Annotated in this window: 2 protein-coding genes (1 of these 2 only partly in view); both read left to right on the top strand. The window is 67.7% G+C overall.

All coding sequences use genetic code 11. The annotated features are described in order from the left end of the window. Nucleotides 1-16,048: the 3' portion of a hypothetical protein gene (locus SACE_RS26385; RefSeq protein ID WP_143538231.1), read on the top strand. The gene continues 9,146 nt to the left of window position 1, outside the view; 16,048 of the gene's 25,194 nt are visible here — the last part of the coding sequence; its start codon lies beyond the left edge, outside the window; its stop codon occupies nucleotides 16,046-16,048. Further along, a complete protein-coding gene (locus SACE_RS26380) occupies nucleotides 16,029-18,671 on the top strand; it encodes a hypothetical protein (protein ID WP_009947473.1) in 2,643 nt (880 codons plus the stop codon). Before SACE_RS26385 ends, SACE_RS26380 begins: the two co-directional genes overlap by 20 nt.

The raw sequence follows: 18,671 nt of genomic DNA, 5'->3' as shown, positions 1-18,671 counted from the left end.
GAGGCAGCTTGCTGAGCGGCCGCTTGCCGAGCGGCAGCTTGCGGAGGTGGAACAACAGGCGCGGGAAGCCGCGCAGACCTTGGCCGGGCAGTGGCGGAGTGTCGATGCCGAAGCGTTGGTCGACGAGCTTGCGGCCGAGTTCGCGCTGGATGGAGGCAATGGTTGGGAGGGGTTGGCCCGCCGGATTGGGCTGGACGAGTCGGGGGTGCTGCCGGAGGACTTTGAGCGGCGGCTGCTGAACGTCGCGGAGCTGGCGCTGGGTGAAATGCGTGGCGAAGGTCCGTCGCCGGATGTTGAGACCCTGCGACGGACGAATTCCTTGATGCGCCAAGCGCTGAGCATCGGCCTTGGGGATCGTCAGTTCTATGAGGTCAACGTCGGCGAAGCACGTCGCGCTCGTGAGCTAGCCGATGGCGGGACGGCCGAACTGAACTGGTCCGGGGATGCGGACACGGTGGTTGGGGATGATGCCGGGTCTGTTGGGGATGCGGACACGGTGGTTGGGGATGATGTCGCGTCTGTCTCGGACGCCGCCACGGTGGTCGGGGACGAGCGGCGGTCCGATGCCGAGGCTCTGGTCAACGAGATCGCGGCCGAGTTCGCGTTGGAAAACGGCTTTGGGAATCGCGAACTCTACGAGGTTGCGGTTGATGAGCTGCGCCAAGCTCCGGCGATCGCCGAACGCGAGTCGGCTGGGGCGGATTCCGAGGATTCGGCTGAGTCGCTGATCGCTGATGAGGGGGTTGCCGGGGAGCGGTCGGCGCTCGAGGGATTCGACCCCGATGTGGCGCGATCGAACGAGGAGGTTGCGCAAGATCGGGTGGAACCGGGTCTGGAAGGCCGCCGGTCCCGTGATGAGCATCCTCAAGGGGATGCGGTAGCGGAAAGTGCGGCGGAGCGGGGGCTTGCGGGCGTGTCCTCGACTTCTGCCCTCTCCCCGGTGGAGGAAGTGGCCGCGTCGGATTCGGGCGGGCACGATCCGGGGCGCTCGGCTGCGTCGCAGGAACCGGGCGATGCGGGAGCTCGAGTGGAAAGCGAGTCGGTCGACCGCGAACGCCTGGCACGGCGGCTCGTGGACGAGCTCGCGCATCGGTACGGTGGTCACGTCCGGTTGGCCGATGCCATTGGCTTGCACCACGGGGAGCGGGGTTTTCGGCGGTTGGGTGCGCGCTGGTTGCGCGATGTCCCGCAGCGACTCGAAAATCTCGTTGCGCTCGCGCACCGACGGCTCGGTCATCGAGTCGGTCGGCGCGCGGGAGCTGTTCCGCTGTGGGAGGAAATCAACGAGGAATTCGATAGGGCCTCGGGCGTTCCAAGTCTCGTCGAGCTGCGTGACGTCCGGCGGCTGGTCGATGCCGTGCGGCGGCGGTATCCGGATGTCGGCTATGACGTGACGGCCGATCATCTGCGTCGGATGGTGCGGGATTTCGAGCCTGGTGACACTCGCCCCGTCACCGAAGACGATCTTAGCTACCTGATCGGTCTTGTCGGGCCGGTTAAAGATCACGGGCGTCCGGTGACCTTTGCGGCGTTGCGGGCTGGTTGGCGTGCCGACGCTGGGACGCTGGCAGATCGCGGTCGTAGTGCGTTGGTTGGGCTGCAGCTTTCCCTGAATGTGCTGACGACGGCCGAGGCCATGGCGGCACGGCCGAGTGTGCAGGAACGGGCGAACCAGTTGATGACTCTCGTCGGCGAGGAGCGCGGTGTGCCGTGGCGGCCGACCGACGGGGACCGGGCGAGGAGGCTGGAAGAGCTCCGCGCTGAGGGTGAGTGGCTGGCCGAGGAGATGAGGGCCGCCCGGGACAGCACCGGTGACCCGGCCGAGGCAGCGCTGCTGGAGCTGGCGCGGGAGTATCGGAACGGCTACGAACTCGCGCGCTCGATAGGCGCGTACATATCGGACGCCCGTGACGGTTGGGCGCGTTTGACCAGCCTCTCGCAGCTTGCGGTGTCCGTGTTCGGGGAGCGGCCGAATCGCGATCAGTTGGCCATGGTCGCTGAGGAGACTGATCGACTGCCACCGAGGCTGGTCCGGTTGCGGCAGGCGGTGGACGGTGAGGCCGGGCTCAGGTTCGGCGAGATCGACGAAGCGCGTATCGAAGAGCATTTGCGTGCGGTAGTGCGGCGTTGGGCGGATGGTTTTGAGACCGCCGGGCAGCATCCGGTCACCGATGCCGATGTGCGGCATCTGGCTGAGTTGGTGCTGGGGCAGGCGCGTGAGGGAGAAGTGACGTGGGACGGCCTGCACCGGGTCTGGACCGCGCAGCGCAACGAAGTCGCGGAACGTACGGAGAGAGCGCTTGCCGCGTTGCGGGATTCCCTCGCCAGGGCAGCGGCCGATTTGGCGGCGCTTCCGAGCTGGTACCAGTCCGAGTTGCGTATGCGGGCGGACGGCATCGCGGGGGTCGTCGGTGAGAGCGCGGGTCTGTGGCGTCCGTCAGACGCACGCCAGGCGTCTTCCCTTGAGGAGCTGCGCACGCACGCCGAGGTGGTGGCCACGGAGGCTCGGGCGGCGCGTGTGGCCTTCGAGGTTTCGGGTCTGGGCCCGTTGCTGTTGGCCGACGAGCTGGTGCATCGATTCGGTGGTGATGCGCTGGGTGTGGACGGACAAGACGGGCTTAGCCGCGGTGACCGGCAGCGGATCGTCCGTCTGGGTGCGTTGGCCGCAGTGCTGGCAGATGTGCGGAGGGCCGCGGATTTACGGGCGGATGATCTGCGCTATGCCCGCGAGGTGGGTGAGGCGTTGGCGGAGACCGTTCCCGAGTTGAGCGATTCGGTTGGGGTGGCGCCAGAGCATTTGCGTGGGTTGGTTCGTGAGTGGCTGGGCTTGGGTGACGTCGATCCGGTGTCTGTGGCGGATGTGCGGAGTCTTGCCGAGCGGTTGGTGGTGTTGCGGGAGGAGTCGGGTCGGCCGGTGGCGTTGGCCGAGCTGGGTTCGTCCTGGGTGAGCGAGCGCGTGGATGCGGCTCTTGCCGGGCTGTTGAGCGCGTACGACGTGCTGGCCGGTTACCTCGCGGGTAGGCCCGAGTCCCACCGGCCTGCTCTGCGTGCGGCGATGGCGGAGGCGTCTCTGTACCGCCACCAGCCGCGTGAATCGTGGAGCCGGGAGGACGGGCGTCATGTGCGGCACCTGGAGGAGCTCCGCGAGGAGCTGGATGCTCTGGCGGCCGGAGTGATGTTGGAGGCCGATGAGCCGCCTTCGGCCGGTGAATCCGTGGCGCGGTCCGGTGGCTCTGGGTTGTCGGAGCTGTTCGAGATGCTTCCCGAGGCGCCGAGGCCCTCCGCCGCACGAGAAAGCTCAGGCGGTTCGCCGGAAGGGGCGGACGGTAGGACCGGCGTCGATGGGCTCGATCTCGGCGAGTTGATCAATGCCTTGTGGAACGTGGTCACGGAGCAGCCGCGAAGTGGCCAGGACAGCCCGCGGACCACTGAGGCAACGGCTGCCGACGAGCTGGACCCGGATCCGGAAGCGGAATCCCTCGACCCGGAGGGAAGTTCGGCGCTTTCCGACGAGGCCGGTGCTCCCGCGGATGCTCTGCAGGACCCGCCGGAAGCGCCGGGCGGGACCTCTGAGTTCGGCGAGTCGGGGGCGCCTGGGGTCGTGGAGCTGATTCCGGCCGGGATGCTCGTGACCAGTGACTCCACCGGCGAGGTCCACGCCGCTGCGCGGAATTTGCCGGTGGAAGCCGGTGTGTTTGCCGTGGTGGTGCAGGGGCGTGGGGATGGTGGGGTGGTCGTCGACGGGCGGGCTGTGACCGCGCATGACTTCGCGGATCTGATCAGCGGTTGGGTGCCGGGCATGCCGGTTCGGTTGTATGCCTGCAATATCAGTGAGGGTTTCGCGCGCGGGTTGGACGCCGAGCTGGGTGTCGAGGTGATCTGGACGCCGCAGCTGATGTGGTTTGGTCCGGAGGGGCTTGGTTATGCGCCGGTGGTCACTGGGGCGAGGGTGGGGGCGGATGGGCGGATGGTTCCGGTCTTGCCGGCGACCGGCGTTTGGAACACGACTCGGCCGGGCGGCGAGCGGAGCGTCGAGAGGCCGGGCGGTGCACCCCTGCCGGAGGGCGCCGAGCTGCTACCCGGCTGGGAGCACCTGCGCGCACCCACTGCCCGTTTCCGGGCCGGTCCGCCACTCGACCTGGCGCGGTTGCGAAACTCGGCCCGCACCGAAGGAGTGGCCGACGCCCGGAACAGGGTCACGGCGTCGGACGCCAGGCTCACCGAGATCTACAACGCCATGGACGCGGCAGCGCCGGACGCGCCGGCCCCCGCCGATGTCGAGGTGGCCGACCCGGCGGAGACCGACGCGCTCGTCACAGCGGCGGCTGACCTGGCCGCCTCGGCCGCGGTGAGCGTTGAGCACGCCCAGCGTCGAATGGAGGAGCTCGCCGCGGCCTGGCAAGAGCTGGCGGAGGCTGAGCGGCGGCAGGACGGAAAGCGTGCCGACCTCGACGAGGCTCGGCAGGACCTGGTGCTCAAGCGCGCGGCTGATTGGGGCGCCCGTGTTGAGGCGCAGATGCTGCGGGAGCAGCTCGACCTCGCCACACCGGGGTCCGAGGAGCGCGCATCGCTCATGCGGCTCGCCGCCGACGCGGCAACGCGCCTGCGAACCGCCGCCGAGGAGCTGCGCGCTGGGCAGGAGCGTGTGAGCGAGCTGTCGGCCGCGCATCGCGAGGCGAGCGCCCGTGCCGACGATGCCAGGGACAAGATCGAAGCCGTGCGGGCGCTCGCCAAGCAGGAGGCGGCGAACGCCGGCAAGGCGATCGCCGGCGCACGCTCGGCGGCGGACCGCGCCGATGTGACGGTCCGGCAAGTCGAGCTGCCGCCCTACGCGGCCAGTGGCGCTGTCGGCAGCGGGAAGGTGCAACAGGCCGGTGAAATCGAAGTCCAGAAGGTGCTGGACGCGTTGCCGGAGGACCTGCGGGAAGCCGCAGGCAAGCCGATCCGGAACCTGTTCACCGACACCAGCATCATGGACACGCTGAGGAGGCTGGAAGACGAAGGAATCCGCCTGGAGGTCGGCTCCCGTGAACTGCACCTGTTCTTCGAACGCACGGCGGCCACGGCGGTGGTGCTCCCGGAGGAGGAAGGTCTGGTCGAGTACGGCGTCCACTACGCCGATGCGAACCTGACCGCCGCCCAGGAGCAGTCGTCGCAGTCGGGCATCCCGGTCACCCTGCCGAACCTGATCGGTACCGCGAAGAAAGGCGTGCTTCGCAACCTCGTCCTCACCCCCTCCGCGCGGGGTAGTGGTGGCAGCAACCAGCAGCGCGGCGTCAGCACCGCGATCGACTATTCGCGGTCGATGTCCGGCCGGGCCACCCCGCGCCACTTCGTCGTGGACGGGAAGATCGCCATCGACGTGCGGGAGGGCTCGGAGGAGACGCCCGAGACCTACCGGACGGACCCGCTCGACAACGTGGCACTGATCCGCTATCTCGCGGAGGACTTGCCGCCCGCCACCGTCAACCCTGGTGCGGACCAGCCCGTGCGGGCCGTTCCCTCGTCAGCGCTGCACGAGGTGTTCGCCGCGCCGCAAGCCGCCGCCATGCGGCGAACCCGTGCGCAGGTCCTCGCCAACCTCCCGTTGTCCACGGTCGGTACCGGCGTGCGCGACGCGGTCGCCCGCGAGCTGTCCGAGGAGTCCGTGCTCTCGCGGTTCTTCCAGATCACCGGTGGGGGCTATCGCCCAAGCGCCTACCGGCTGCCGGGCGTGGGGCTGAAAACCCTGTCGCTGGAGGTTTCCGCGGATCTGCGCGCGGTGCGGAGGGTGGACGAACGCGTCGTTCCGGGAGTGGTGCTACGTCAGAGCGCCTCGACCGACAAGAAGGTCGACAGCAGTCAGACGCGGTTCGCCAACTCCGAGCTGTCGGTGGTCACGGGTCCCGGCATCGTCGCCGATGTGGACGAGAACCGCCGCGGGCTCGGTGCTTACACCATGATCACGCCCTCCTCGGTGTCCGGTGCCAGGACAGCGGCGGAGTCGATGACACAGGGCATGACCAGCGGTGCGGGGAAGAAGAGCGTAACCACCGTCGATGGCGACGCCGTCCTGGTGGAGGCGACGCTGGACGTGCGTGTTGAGCGGACCTCCTCCGAGCCGGCGCTGGAAGGTGTGGATCTCGTCGAGGAGAAGGCATACCTCTGGATGCCGGCCGAAGACTTCGCCCGCCTCGAGGAGGTTTCCGCGGCCGAAGCCGCTCTGCGGCCACTTCGTACTCTGCTGGCCGAGAGTTCCGGGACCGGGCGCCGGCTGCTGGAGCAGTGGTTGGACGAGCCGTTCGAGTCCGCCGGGCTTGACGATGTGGTGGCCGGCGGTTCGAAGATGCCGGAGATCACGGTCGTCGAGGAGCGCCCGCAGTCGGCGGCCGACCGGTTCGCGGGGGGTGACGCGGCGCGGCTCGACGATGTGGTGGCCGGCGGTTCGAAGATGCCGGAGATCACGGTCGCCGAGGAGCGCCCGCAGTCGGCGGCCGACCCCTTCGAGGAGGGTGAGGTGACGCGGCCCGCCGTTGTCGTGGCGGATCACGCGAGGCGGCCGGAGATCACGATCCCCGAGGGCGAGCCCCGGCAGCCGGACATGCTGGCCGCGAACAAGACCATCGGCGGTGGCACGGTCAGCCGCCTGCCTGGAGCCGAGCTGGTGCTACCGGAGGTGTGGCGGCTGGTGCGCGAGTCGGTGGGCGACGAGCTCGGCTCGCTGCGCCACGACCAGCGGGCGGCCGTCGAGGCGCAGGTGACCGCGGCCTTCGGTGTGCCCGCGCTCTTCGGCCGGTTCAGCACGGACCTGCGCGGGGTCACCAGGACGGTCCGGATCGGTGACCAACTGGTGGTGATCGATGCCAAGCCGCAGTTGGGGGCCCTGATCGGGACCGGCAAGCTCGACAAGGCCACCGTCGACCTGACCATAAAGAGCGCTACCCGGACCGAGTTCAAGACGAAGGCCGGCAGCCAGCACCGCTTCGGTCTGGAGTCGGGTGCCGCGATCGGTACGAGGCGAAAGGACTTCTGGCGCAACTTCGGAATCTCGCTCGGTTCGTCGGCCGTGTTCTCGTACGCGGCGGGTACCGCCATAGGGCAGGGCTACAAGCTCAACCGGCGCCAGAAGTACAAGGGGCCGGCGATCACCTTCGACCGGCGGGTCACCTGGTTGGTCTCGGTTTCGACGGCGGCCACCACACCGCCGACGGCGCGGCTGGAGCCGTGGTATCGCAGGCTCGGCCTGTTCCAGATCGGCTCGGGTCGGCGCGACGGCGACGAACGGGAGGGCGCCGGCATCGAACTCGGCTCGATGCCGCGCGACTCGTCGACGGCAAGCAACCCCTCGACATGGAGCAGCTACTCGGTCGTCGGGAGCTCCAAGGTCTCGGGTTGGGCGCGTATCATGGTGCCCGAACCGCTGGCACCCACCACACCGCAAGACGATGTGGCCCACCTCGGGCAGCTCATTCGCGACTTCGACTACGACGCCCAGGACGACAACCCGTTCAAGCTGGACGTCGAGTTCCTTGTGCCACCGGGTGTGGCCAGCCCCTACACCTTCCTGGGCGAAGACATCGCCGATGTGCTGGAGGGCCTCCCGGGACGAGCCGACGCGGTACCCGAGCAAGAGGAGCCGCTGGCGTCGCACTTCGACCAGCTGCTGGCGCCCGAGGGGCTGCCGGTTCCCGGGGGCCGGGTGCGACTGCGGCTGTTCGACGCCCACCCGGTCGGAACGGTGCCGGACAAGCTCAGCCTTGAGGACGTCTCCGACGGCGGGCTGAAGGTGGATGGGCAGAAGTCGCAAGGAAAGGGCCTGGACGGCCGGTTCCGCCTCTCGTCCCTGTGGCAGTTCGGATCGAAATCAGGTGAGCGCGCGCACGTGATGCCCGCGTTGGCCGGGCGGGCCACCGCCATCTCCGAGGAGGCAGCCTCCTACGGTCTGGGAACCTCGCGCCGGCGGATCGGCAAGACGACAGGAGCGACCCACCTTTACCGGGCGCACGCCCTGTTCGAGATCACCGGTTACGGAGAGCCGGACTCGGTCCCGGAAACGGAACTGATCGCGGTGAACGGCGGTATCGAGTTCCTGCTGGCCGATGTCATCGCCCAACGGCTGCGCCGGAACCCGGGGCTGGAGCCGGAAGCGGAGGGACAGCCGCCGCGTACCAGGTACCTCGACCTGCCCACCGGGGTGGAGCCGAGGCCCGAGCCGGCCATCGAGATCCGCTATCCCCCCGAGTTCGTGTTCTTCGGAGCGGGCCTGGGCCCGACCATCGTTTCCGAAATCTCCAACGCGCACTTGGTCGCCTCGGTGATCAAGGACCTGATCGCCGAACACGCCCCTGGTTTCGGCACGGGTCGCTTCCTGGAGCTGTCCACCGGTATCTCCGGCTCCGTGGACGCAATGGCCTCACCGGTCGCTCTGGGCAGTCGTTTCGGCCAGGCGTCGACATCCGGGGTGTCGCTGCTCGCCGCGCGGTCGCAGGGAGTGGGAACCGAGACGATCGAGTTCGTCGTACGCGCGGGGTACGCGCCCGACCCGCGGGCGGTTCCGAACAACGAGTTCAAGTCCGACACGTCGTTCCAGCACTCGGAGAAGCGCTGGCAGTCCGCATCGCGCGGAAGCGGCGCCGCGATCACCGGTAGCACCCTGGCGGTGGCGAGCTTCGACGGGAACGTGCGCCGGGCGGGTGGCCACCCCGACGGGACCTACACCCGGGAGCAGGCGCGCGGCCAGCGCGATACCAGTAGTGACGCGTTCAAGAGGCGGCTGACCGGGGAGGACGAGACTTCGTACTCCTACACCTGGCCGGTCTGGTTCCAGGTCGAGATGTACCGCTCCTGGGTACCGAACGCGGCGCTGAACAGCTTGCTGCTCACGGCCCCGAAACGGGGCATCGAGCTGTGGTCGGCGATGCAGGATTCCGCCCGGACACCGCAGCAGCGGCGGTTCGTCGGAGACGGGACAGCGGTGTTCACGATCCCGGCCGGCCTGACCACCACGGCGCCGCCGGTGCCGCGGCCGGTGCGGATCAGCGGCAAGGCCGTACCGGCGGGCGGCGCGATGGAGATGGGACCGCTGCCGGTGGACCTGCGGGGCCTCGACATCATCCCGGTGGCGTTGCCCGGAAGTGAGCGGTTGTTCCCCTGGCTGGCCGCCACGCTGGCACGCCCGGACCAGCAGCCGGGCGACGACGCCACCGTGGTGGACACGTCGATGCGGGCACCCAGCGGAAACGGCTGGGTCCGTCCGGCCACCCTGCCGGGGCACCTCGTGTGGCAGCTCGGCGGGGAAGAGGGCCTGACCTCGATGATGCCGGAGCTGCTCGACGCTCCGGTGCTGATCCCGGACATGGTCGACAGCGGGATGGTCTGGGATGACGAGCACGGCCTGGCGGTGCGGCTGCGGTTCGCCGACATCGAGTACGTCGGCTCCCTCACCGCGACCGGCGAGCTGACCCACGAGGAACGATCCGAGCACGAACTCAACCACCTGGCCAACAGCACCCTGAGCGCGTCACTGCCCGCGATGGCGCAGTTCATGACCAGCAGCTCCGGTTCGCAGCGTCAGAACCTGATCCTTCCGGGCGAGGTAAGCACGCTCGACCCGTCGGCAGGCGTCGCGGGCGGTAGTACGAAGGTGGACAGCCAGGTCGCCACGGGCAGCGCCGCCAGGGAGGTCACCACCGAGAAGAAGGGGACCTTCCACCTGTACCGGGCGGGCAAGGCGCTCTACACGCTCACCGACCGGACCCTGCATCGCAACTTCTTCCACTCCCTGCGGGGCAAGCCGGCCGAGGTCGAGGTCACCATCGACAACGGCGGCTACTTCATCGTGGAGGCCGACCAGGCGGCGGCGAAGAACCTGCCCCTTCCGCCTTCGGAGCCGTCCCAGCCATCCGCCGTACCGGCTGCGGCCTCGTCGGGGATGCCGGAGGCATGGACGCCTGGCGGCGATGCCGCCGACCAAGCCGCGCTGGCGCTGCTGCCCAAGGTCCCCGGACACCTGGTCGTCGGCCTGACCGCCGATGCGGTTGGCGCCATCTCCGACGGAGCGGGCGGCACGCTCACCATCTCCGAGCTGGCGTTGAGCATCGAGCGACTGCCGGGCTGGGCACGACGGCCGATCGTGCTGGTCGGCTCCTCCGGTCTCGCCGACGCGACCGAGCTGCGTGACACCCTGGGCGTCGACGTCATCGCGGCCGACCACGAGGTCTGGCAGGCGGCTGACGGCCGGGTGGTGTCCGGTGACCTGTCGTTCGTCCGCCGCGGAACGCAGACGTGGGCCCAGTGGGCCGACTCGGTGTTCGGAGGGGACGGGCGGACCGCGACAGCCGGGCATTGGCATTTGCTGCCGTCCACAGGTGGAGCGCGCCGGCTGGCCGGCGCGGATCTCGTATCGGCGCTGGCGAGTTCCGGTGTCAAGGCCCAAGGCGGGCGTGCGCCACGCTCCGACTTCCGCTGGGGCATGCGCAGCGCACCGGTGGCCCTGCCTTTCCACGGGTCTCGCGAAATCGCCGAGTACCCCGCCTGGACCCGGTCACCGCGCCACGCCGCAGCTGCCCCGCAAGCAGCCCGTCCGCTGGTGGTCATCGGCCACGGAGGCACCGTCGTCTCCGCCGAGGCCGTCACCAAGCTTGGGGATACGGGCGCGGACGTGCTGGCGAGGGTGGACCGGGGCCGGGGCGCGAAGTGGATGCTGCACCGCGCGGACGGGAGCCGGCCACGACCGGTCGACCCGCCCACCGAGATGATCCAGGCGCCGCGTGCGGAACCGTTGCTGTTCCGAGGACCGGAGGATGACGAGGGGACCCTGGACCGCGCAGCGGAGCTGGCGCCGGAGCTCCCGCGCACCCAGGTCGTCGGAGTGCACCTGACACTGGACGGGCGGCGTGCGTTGCTGGACGGACGGGAGGTCGCCCCGGAAGAGTTCGCCGAGGAGGTGCGGCGGCACCGGGGTTACGTACCGGGATCGGAAATCGCGTTGCTCGGCTGCGCGGCACACCGGCGGGCGCCGGGTGAACTGACGTTCGCGGAACGGTTCGCCCGCACGCTGCGTACGCGGGTGTGGGTATCGAATGCGACTGTCAGTCAAACGCCGGACGGCGCCGTGCACGCCACGGAGGTGTCGGTGACCGAAGACGGCCGACTGGTGCCGGAATTCGTCGACGGATTGGGTACCGGCCAATGGTTTTTGCTGGATGGCCAGGGGCGGGAGCTGGTGCGGTCCGGTCCGGAGCTGCGGGCCGCGGTGAACCGTTCCGAGCCGTCGAGGTATCCGGACGATGCGCGGATCGAGGCTGTGATCCGGTGGGGTGGTCGTGGCGGACTCAAGATCAGCTCGTATGTCCCGCCCAACGTCGCCAGGCTGTTGTCCGACTGGAAAATCAACATCGAATTCGATGATGCCGGTTTGAAACGACTGGCCGGTGAAATTGGCTATGACGAGGACACCAGCGACCCGGATGAATGGCGGTGGGTGCGCAAGAGGCTCTTCAACACCCTTGCGCTGACCGCGGAACTGGCTGAGAGACCGTCTATCGAGGACGCGTCGGCGGCTCAGGCGCTGGACGACTGGCTCCGCGACACCGATCGAGTGGTGAGGAGGACCGCCTCTGCCGAGGACGCCCATCCGGTGGTTCGGGAATTGACTGGCAGTACCGCGGCGGTTCGTCCGGAGGAGGTGCGGTATCTGGGCGAGTTGCTTTTGGATGCTGAGCGGCGTCTCGGTGGGGGGTGGCCGCCGACGTTGGAGGAGTTGCGTGTGTTGTGGCATGAGCGCACGCGGGCTGTGGCGGTGCGTTTGGGTGGTGGTGTCGAGAACACCGTTGTGTATGCGGTGGATGATGTGTCTGCGCAGTGGTGGGAGGGTTTCCATGGTGGTCGGGTGGATCTGGGTCAGGTGCGGGGCGAGTTGGGTATTGGCCCTGGTTTGGATCCGGTCATCGTGGTGGTTCAGTCGAGGAGGGAGAGTTCCGGGACTGATCGGCTCTTTTTGCTGACTGATGGGGCCAGCGGCGAGCAGTTGACGATCGCTACGCCGCGGGAGCTTGGTCGGCGGGTGGCCAAGACCGCGCAGTATCGGCGGGTTGCGGGTCGTAATGGGTCGGGTCCGGTGGTGCTGGTGGTGATGGGTGGGAGCGCGGGTCTCGGTGCGCTGAGTCGTGAGCAGCTCGTGCGGCGGTTCGCTGAGGGTTTGCGTGAGGGTGGGGACCGTGTTCGGGATGGTCTGCTGGCGTATGGCTACATTTCACATGATCCGCGCGGTTTCGGTCTGGTTGCCGCGCGGGAGCGGACCGAGGTCGAGGGCACGGGACTTGTGCTGAGGTCTGGCTTGGAGCCGAGCGTGCTCCCCCTGCAGCTCGACTCGGCGAAGTTGAACGCTCTGGCTTATCCCACTGACAGCGACAAGGTGGACGAATTCCGAAGAATCGCGGCCGGGATGCATAGCATGAAGGCCGCGCGGGACGCGGTTGGCTCTCGGTCGCCGGCCTTCGTGCTGGCGTGGATCACTCCAGGGGGCAGGTTCACCGTCGCCGACAGCCACCCCTGGAGAACGGAAGACCTGCGCCCGCGTGAGTTCGCTCGTCAGGTGGTCGAGGATCTCCGGTCCCACCGGATCGGCGGACGAGCCAGCAACACTCGTGCTGTCGTTGTCTTCACCTACTTCTGGGGGGGTGCGGAAGCGCTGACGGAGCTGGGCCGGCAGGAGTTGCTCGCGGGTTTCCGGGAGGCGGGACATCGCGGGCCGATCCACGTAGCCGCATACGACGGGCTTTCGCACGGCCCCCAACTGGACAGCGAGAACAACGCCGTTCTGGCTCAGTCCTTCGATCGAGTGGTCCCCTGGTCGCCGGTGCTGGGCATGATCGCGGGCACGGATACGACGACACCGAACCTGGTCGCCTACCCGACGAGCCCCGTACGCGCGCAGAGCTGGCAGCAATGGCTCGATGCGGGTGTCGATCTCCAGGAGGTGCGGACAGCGGTCGGCCATCCGTCACCGATCCTCGTGCTCGCGGCGTGGAAAGGCCGCGAAAGAGTATTTCACACTGTCGATCCGCGCACGTTCGAGGACGACCACCTGAGCCCCGGTGAGCTCGCCCGCAGCGTGGTGGAAGGTGATTTGTTCCGCCAAGCCGCAGCGGGCAATCCCACAAGGCCCGTGGTGCTGTTGACGATTCTGCCGGGCGGTGGGAGTCCCATGGACGAGCGGGCCCGGCAGGAGTTCGCCAGGGCCGTTCGCCGTGCGGGACACGAGGGCCGGGTCTGGGTTTCCAATCAGGTGGAACTGCAGGTCAGCGATGAAGGGCAGGGCCGCAACCGTTTCCGGATCGCGGGAGATCCGGCCTTGCGTCCTGTCGGCGGACTTCCGTACGCCATTGATGAAGATGACGCGCTTCCGGTTAGGGATCTGGGTCTCTTCGGGCAGCAGCGCCTACTAGCGGCGAACGCGACGACGGCGGATCTGGACTGGTGGATGAACTGGTCTCTGGACGGGTTCAACGCACCGGCCACTCTCGGCCTGGGGGCGGCGACCGTAGTGCTCGCGCGGTTGTGGGGAGACGAGTTCGTCACGCACACCGGCAACGTCGACGCCTATGAGTTCGGCCGCCGGCTGGGGCTCAGTGAGCACTACGTCTCGACTGCCATTCAGCAGGGGCGCGGACCTGTCGTGTTGGCGACCATTGGATCGCCAACCGGTCTCAGTGAAGAGGCCGGGCGGCAGTTCGCCCGAGGTTTGCGGTCCAACGACACGAACAGGGATGTCTTCGTCACCGACCGAGACTTCCGACTGCTGAGAGACGATACGGGCGCAGGTCGCCTCGATCTCCGCACGAACCCACCGCGCTTCGTTCCACCCCCGGGATGGACACCGATGGGCGATGAGGCGGACCGCCCAGAAGGCGCCGATCACGCCCACGCGCGGGGAATCGTGGTGCAGTATCGCGCGTCGGCCTCGGTGCGGTCGTTCAACGTGAATGTGGACTGGATCCCCGCGGAGATCGGCGGTGACAAGCCCGCCTTCGTCCTGATGGTGCGCCCAGAGCGCGGGCGCTTCCACGTGGTTGATCCGTCGACTCGTAGAATGTTGGTTGTCGGTCCTTCGGACTTCGGTTTCAGCGTCGCTGGAAGCGCGCGTTTCCAGGAGTTCGTCAACGGCGATAAGACTCGTCCGGTTGTGGTCCTTTTCAGCAGCTGGCCGACCGGTTTGACAGAGCAGGACGTCCGGTCGCTCGCGGCGGGTCTGCGCGGCGACGGTGTCCAACGGCCAGTATTCCTGGCGGTAGGGCCACTCGGCTTCAACGGGGGGCGGTCGCAGGCGCTGGTCGAGGTTCCGTCGGGTGTCGGCCAGCGTGGTGGTTCGGGTTTGAGGCGGCGGCCGCGGCTGGTTTCCTTTGTGCGGGATGCCGATCTGGACGTTGTGGAGCGGATTCGCGAGTTCGGTGTTTCGAGGTTGCTATCGCAGTTGGGGTATGGCGGTGGTCGGCAACCGGTGGTCGTGGTGGTGAGCCAGGCGGGCAACAAGATCGTCGACCCCATCACCGGTGACCTACCCGCCGCACGGTTCGGACGGAACCTGGCGCGGGAACCGGAATACCTGGATGCGATTCGAGGTGACTGGCGGCGGCCGGTGGTGATCGTCAAGGTGGGTGAGGCGGGAGAGCCCGTTGAGAGCGAGGACCTTGACGGGTTGGTGATGGGGCTGTTGGGTACGCCTGATCCTGATCGGGCTGTCTATGTTTCGGAGCACCGTGTTTCGCTCTTGGGGGGCAAACTCTTGGTGCGGGCGGGTCTGAGGGTGCTGGCGCCCAGCGGCATGGTCGCTCCCCGACTGGAGGCGAGGGTCAGGGCTGTGACGTTGCGCGTGGGGGAAGGAGAGGCGGACAACGCCATCGGTTTGACCACCGCCCAGGAGCAAGGAGATCGGTGGGCGAGGTGGGGCAAATGGGATCTCTACGGGGGAATGCTGCGACGCGCGGTCGAGGTTCTGGACCCGGACCCCGTGTTCGTCTTCGTAAACGTCGAGGACGAGGAAGTTCCGGTGCTCAACAGCCAGAACGAGCGGGCGTTGGCGGAGCAGCCCGTCGTGCTCGGCATGGATCTCCTGGCGTCCCCTCAGTTCGCGGCGGTGGGTGGCAACCGTCCGGGGCGCACGGTGGCTATCGTGGCATACGCGCGAGACAACACCTCGCTCCCGGACTGGTATGCCACCGCATTGGCCGAGGGGTTGCGTGAGCTTGGTGGCCCGCCGCGGCCCGTCTTCGTGTACGACGGCTACCGCACCCCGGCTTTCGATATTGACACCGCGTTGGATCAGTTGCGCGGTGTCACGGCGGGGTTGCATTGGCGGCGGGGTGGTGAGGTCGGTGATCCTGAGGCGCTTGGTGAGGTTTTGCCGGGCTATGAGGGTGGTTCGGTGCCGGCTTATGGCGGTGCTGGTGAGGTCGCGTCCGCGGTCTCTTCCGCGGACGGGCAGCGTGCGGAGGCTGGTGGTTTCGTCGCTGGTGAGGGTGTCGGGTCGGATGTGTTGCGGTCGGTGGGTTCTGGCGAACGTCGCATGTTGGTGGCTGAGTTGGGCCGGGAGGCGGCGGTTGCTGGTGTGGAGCGGCGGTGGAGAGGGGAGTTCGAGGAGAGCGAGCGGTATTTGGGGGGCTTGTCGGCTGATCAGGTGGCGGTATTGCAGCAGCGGGCTGAGAGGGTTTTGGAGAGTGTGTGGCCGGGCCCTCCGCGTTCCAGTAGACGGGTTGGGATGGTGTTGCAGGGTGTGTGGGGGCGGATGGTGCAGGTGGTTGCTGCTCGGTTGCACGTGGATGGTTCGTCGGAGTTGGGGGCGTGGCGTGTTGCGGCTGTGATGGCGGCGTCGGTGCCTGTTGAGGTGCGGGGTGGGCGTCCGTCGGAGTATGAGACTGCGGAGTCTGCTGATGCCGGTGGTGGTGTGGATTCGGCGGAGGCGGTGACGGATTCCGACATCGAGATGGTCGATGCCGGGTCGGTTGGTGCGGGCAGTGGGACGGTGATCGACGGTGATACCGAGATGGTGGATGCCGAGTCTGCTCGGTGAGGTCGATGTGGATGTGTCTTCGGCGCCGGCGGATGCGGGCGTTGTCGGCGCTGCGGAGCCGAGGCCGCTTGTGCTGTGGTTGCCGGGACGGTCTGAGCCTGTCGAATACCGGGAGTGGACGAGGTCGTTCAACTTCGCGGTGGCTTCGGATAATCAGGATGGGTTGTTGCTGGTGTTGGGTCATGACGGTGAGGTCGTGTCCGGGGAGTGGGTGGCTCATGTGCGTGGGGTGGGTGTGGATGTTTTGGCGCGGGTTCCTGGTGGGCAGTGGGTGTTGTATCGGGGGGATGGGAGTCGGCCGCGGTTTGTGGATCCGCCGGTGGAGGTGACGTCGGTTCCGGTGCCGGAGCCGCTGATGTTCTTCGGCCCTGAAGACGAGCAGTTGGTGGTTGATCGGGTGCGGGCGTTGGTGCCGGTTCTGGCGGGGACGCAGGTGGTGGGTGTGCATGTGACGGCGGAGGGGCGTGCGGTGTTGCCGGATGGTCGTGAGGTGGGGGCGGAGGGGTTCGCGGAGGTGGTGTTTGGGGATCGGCGGTTTGTTCCGGCGTTTCGGGTGGCGTTGTTGGGGTGTGGTGCGGGGCGTCGGTCGGGGTCGGGTGAGGCGTCGTTCGCGGAGCGGTTGGCGGTGGCGTTGGGGGTGGAGTTGTGGGCGACGGATGCTGGTGGTGTGTGGCAGACGGCTGATGGTGGGGTGCATGCCACGGAGACGGTGGTGACGCGTGATGGCCGGGCGTTGCCGCGGTTCGTCGGCGGGGTTGGTACCGGTCGTTGGTTTTTGCTGGGCAGTCAGGGTCAGGAGCTTGTCCGCTCCGGTCCGGAACTACGGGCGGCCGCCGCCTTGTCGTTCCAACAACGGTACGCGGATGGCGCGCATCCGGCCCCCGTGTTCAGGTGGGCGGGAGCGCGTTCCGAACCGCGGGAAGCGGCCGGTGAACCGCTTGCACATGGTGAAGGCCCGGTCGTTACACCGATGGGATTGGTTCCGCACCCGATGGACTACCCGGCCGGCAAGGACCAGGGGAAGGGTGGGGCCTGGAGGGATCCGCTGCCGGAAGTGCTGCATCGGTGGGAGTCCATCGAGAAGCTGCGGTCCTTGCGGGACGAGCGGAGCGAGAAGTTCTTTACTGAGACGATCAGTCCGCACATCGACAAGGAGCTTTCGCATGCCCGTGACCCTGAAGAGCTCGGAGGTTTCATCTATCTGGCGAACAACGCCGATCTGGTGCGTGCCATCGTGGCGCGGACGACGGAGATCGCTCGTCTGACAGCGCGACGAGACGGGTTGGTCGAGCGCGACGGACGGGCGTGGCGATCCGCGCACATCGATGAGCAGATCGAGCAGTTCACCCGGGAACGGGATGTACTGCGAGAGGAGCTTTCCAAGCGGGAGCTGGTGAACCGGCCGCACCAGTGGATGGTGCCCAGCGCGAAGGATGCGGAGGTCGTGCACTGGCTGCTGAACCGGGACCGCGGGGTTGAATGGCTGGGTGAGCGGTTGCGCGGTGCCAGTGCCGAGCAGCGTGCGGTGTTCGACGCACTGGCGAGCCGCCCGATGAACTGGCGTGACTTGGACGTCTCGCAGGTCGCGGCGCTTGTGCTGGCGGAGCGTAAGGGGCGCATGTACGCACAACGCGATGAGAAGCGACTGCTGGACCGGTTGCGCGATGCGGCCGGGAACATGGCATGGGCGAAGCGCTATGCGGGCGGACTGAAGACGGACCAGGACGCCAAGGAGCTCTTGGCGTCCGTGCGCGCACACATGGAACACGGCATGCTGCTGGCGACCAACATCGACTTCAGCAAGCGGATCGCCGGCGATCAGGGACCGCGCATGCACCGCACCCTTCTGGACGCGCTGATGGCCGACTCGTCCTCGCGCATCAAGAACGCCTGGGAGACCGCGGATTCAGCGCCGGAGTACTACTCGAAACGCGGTGGTGTCGAGGAAAACCTGGGCTACGCGCCGGAGCTGCGGCGGGATCGATACGCGGACGGCGATGGGAAGTTCCTGGATGTCACAAGTCTCGACAACGTGTTCAACCCGACGCGCGACGGGAGTCGCAGGCTGCCGAAGTACGGTGAACTGTCGTCGTCCTACAGGTCTCTTGAAGTCGTACCGCAATACGGTTCCTCTGTGATCTATTGGGATCCGGGTGTGGCTAACCGGAGCACTTTCACGCCTGGCGACAGCATCTATCCGGACGCGGCCGGTGCGAGGGGGGTTACAGGTGCTGGTCACCGTCTGGGGCTACTGGCTGATGCCGATCCGCGTCTGGTGCGCCTGATCTTTGCTGAGGCGACCGGATTCCGGCACGACGAGGAGTTCGGCAACCAGATCCGTGCCAAGGGATATGTGGAGGACCGTTCGTATCTGGAGGTGCAGTTCCACGGGGACATGACCCTGAACGATGCCCGGGTGATCGTCATCAACTATCGCGCCGAAGACGGCAAGCGCTTCGCCAGAGTCCCCGCACTTGAAGAAGCCGAGAAGATCCAGGAAAAGCTGCGAAAGCACGCGCTCAAGCACGGCTACGGCTACAAGGTGCTTCTGCACAGGGACGGTGATGCGCCGCTGGGACCGGAGTTGCTGAAGCTGATCAACGATCAGCGGACCCATCGATAG

The organism is Saccharopolyspora erythraea NRRL 2338 (assembly GCF_000062885.1).
GTDB lineage: Bacteria > Actinomycetota > Actinomycetes > Mycobacteriales > Pseudonocardiaceae > Saccharopolyspora_D > Saccharopolyspora_D erythraea.
Note: the sequence above shows the minus strand (reverse complement) of the source record. Positions and strands in the feature narration are given on the sequence as shown.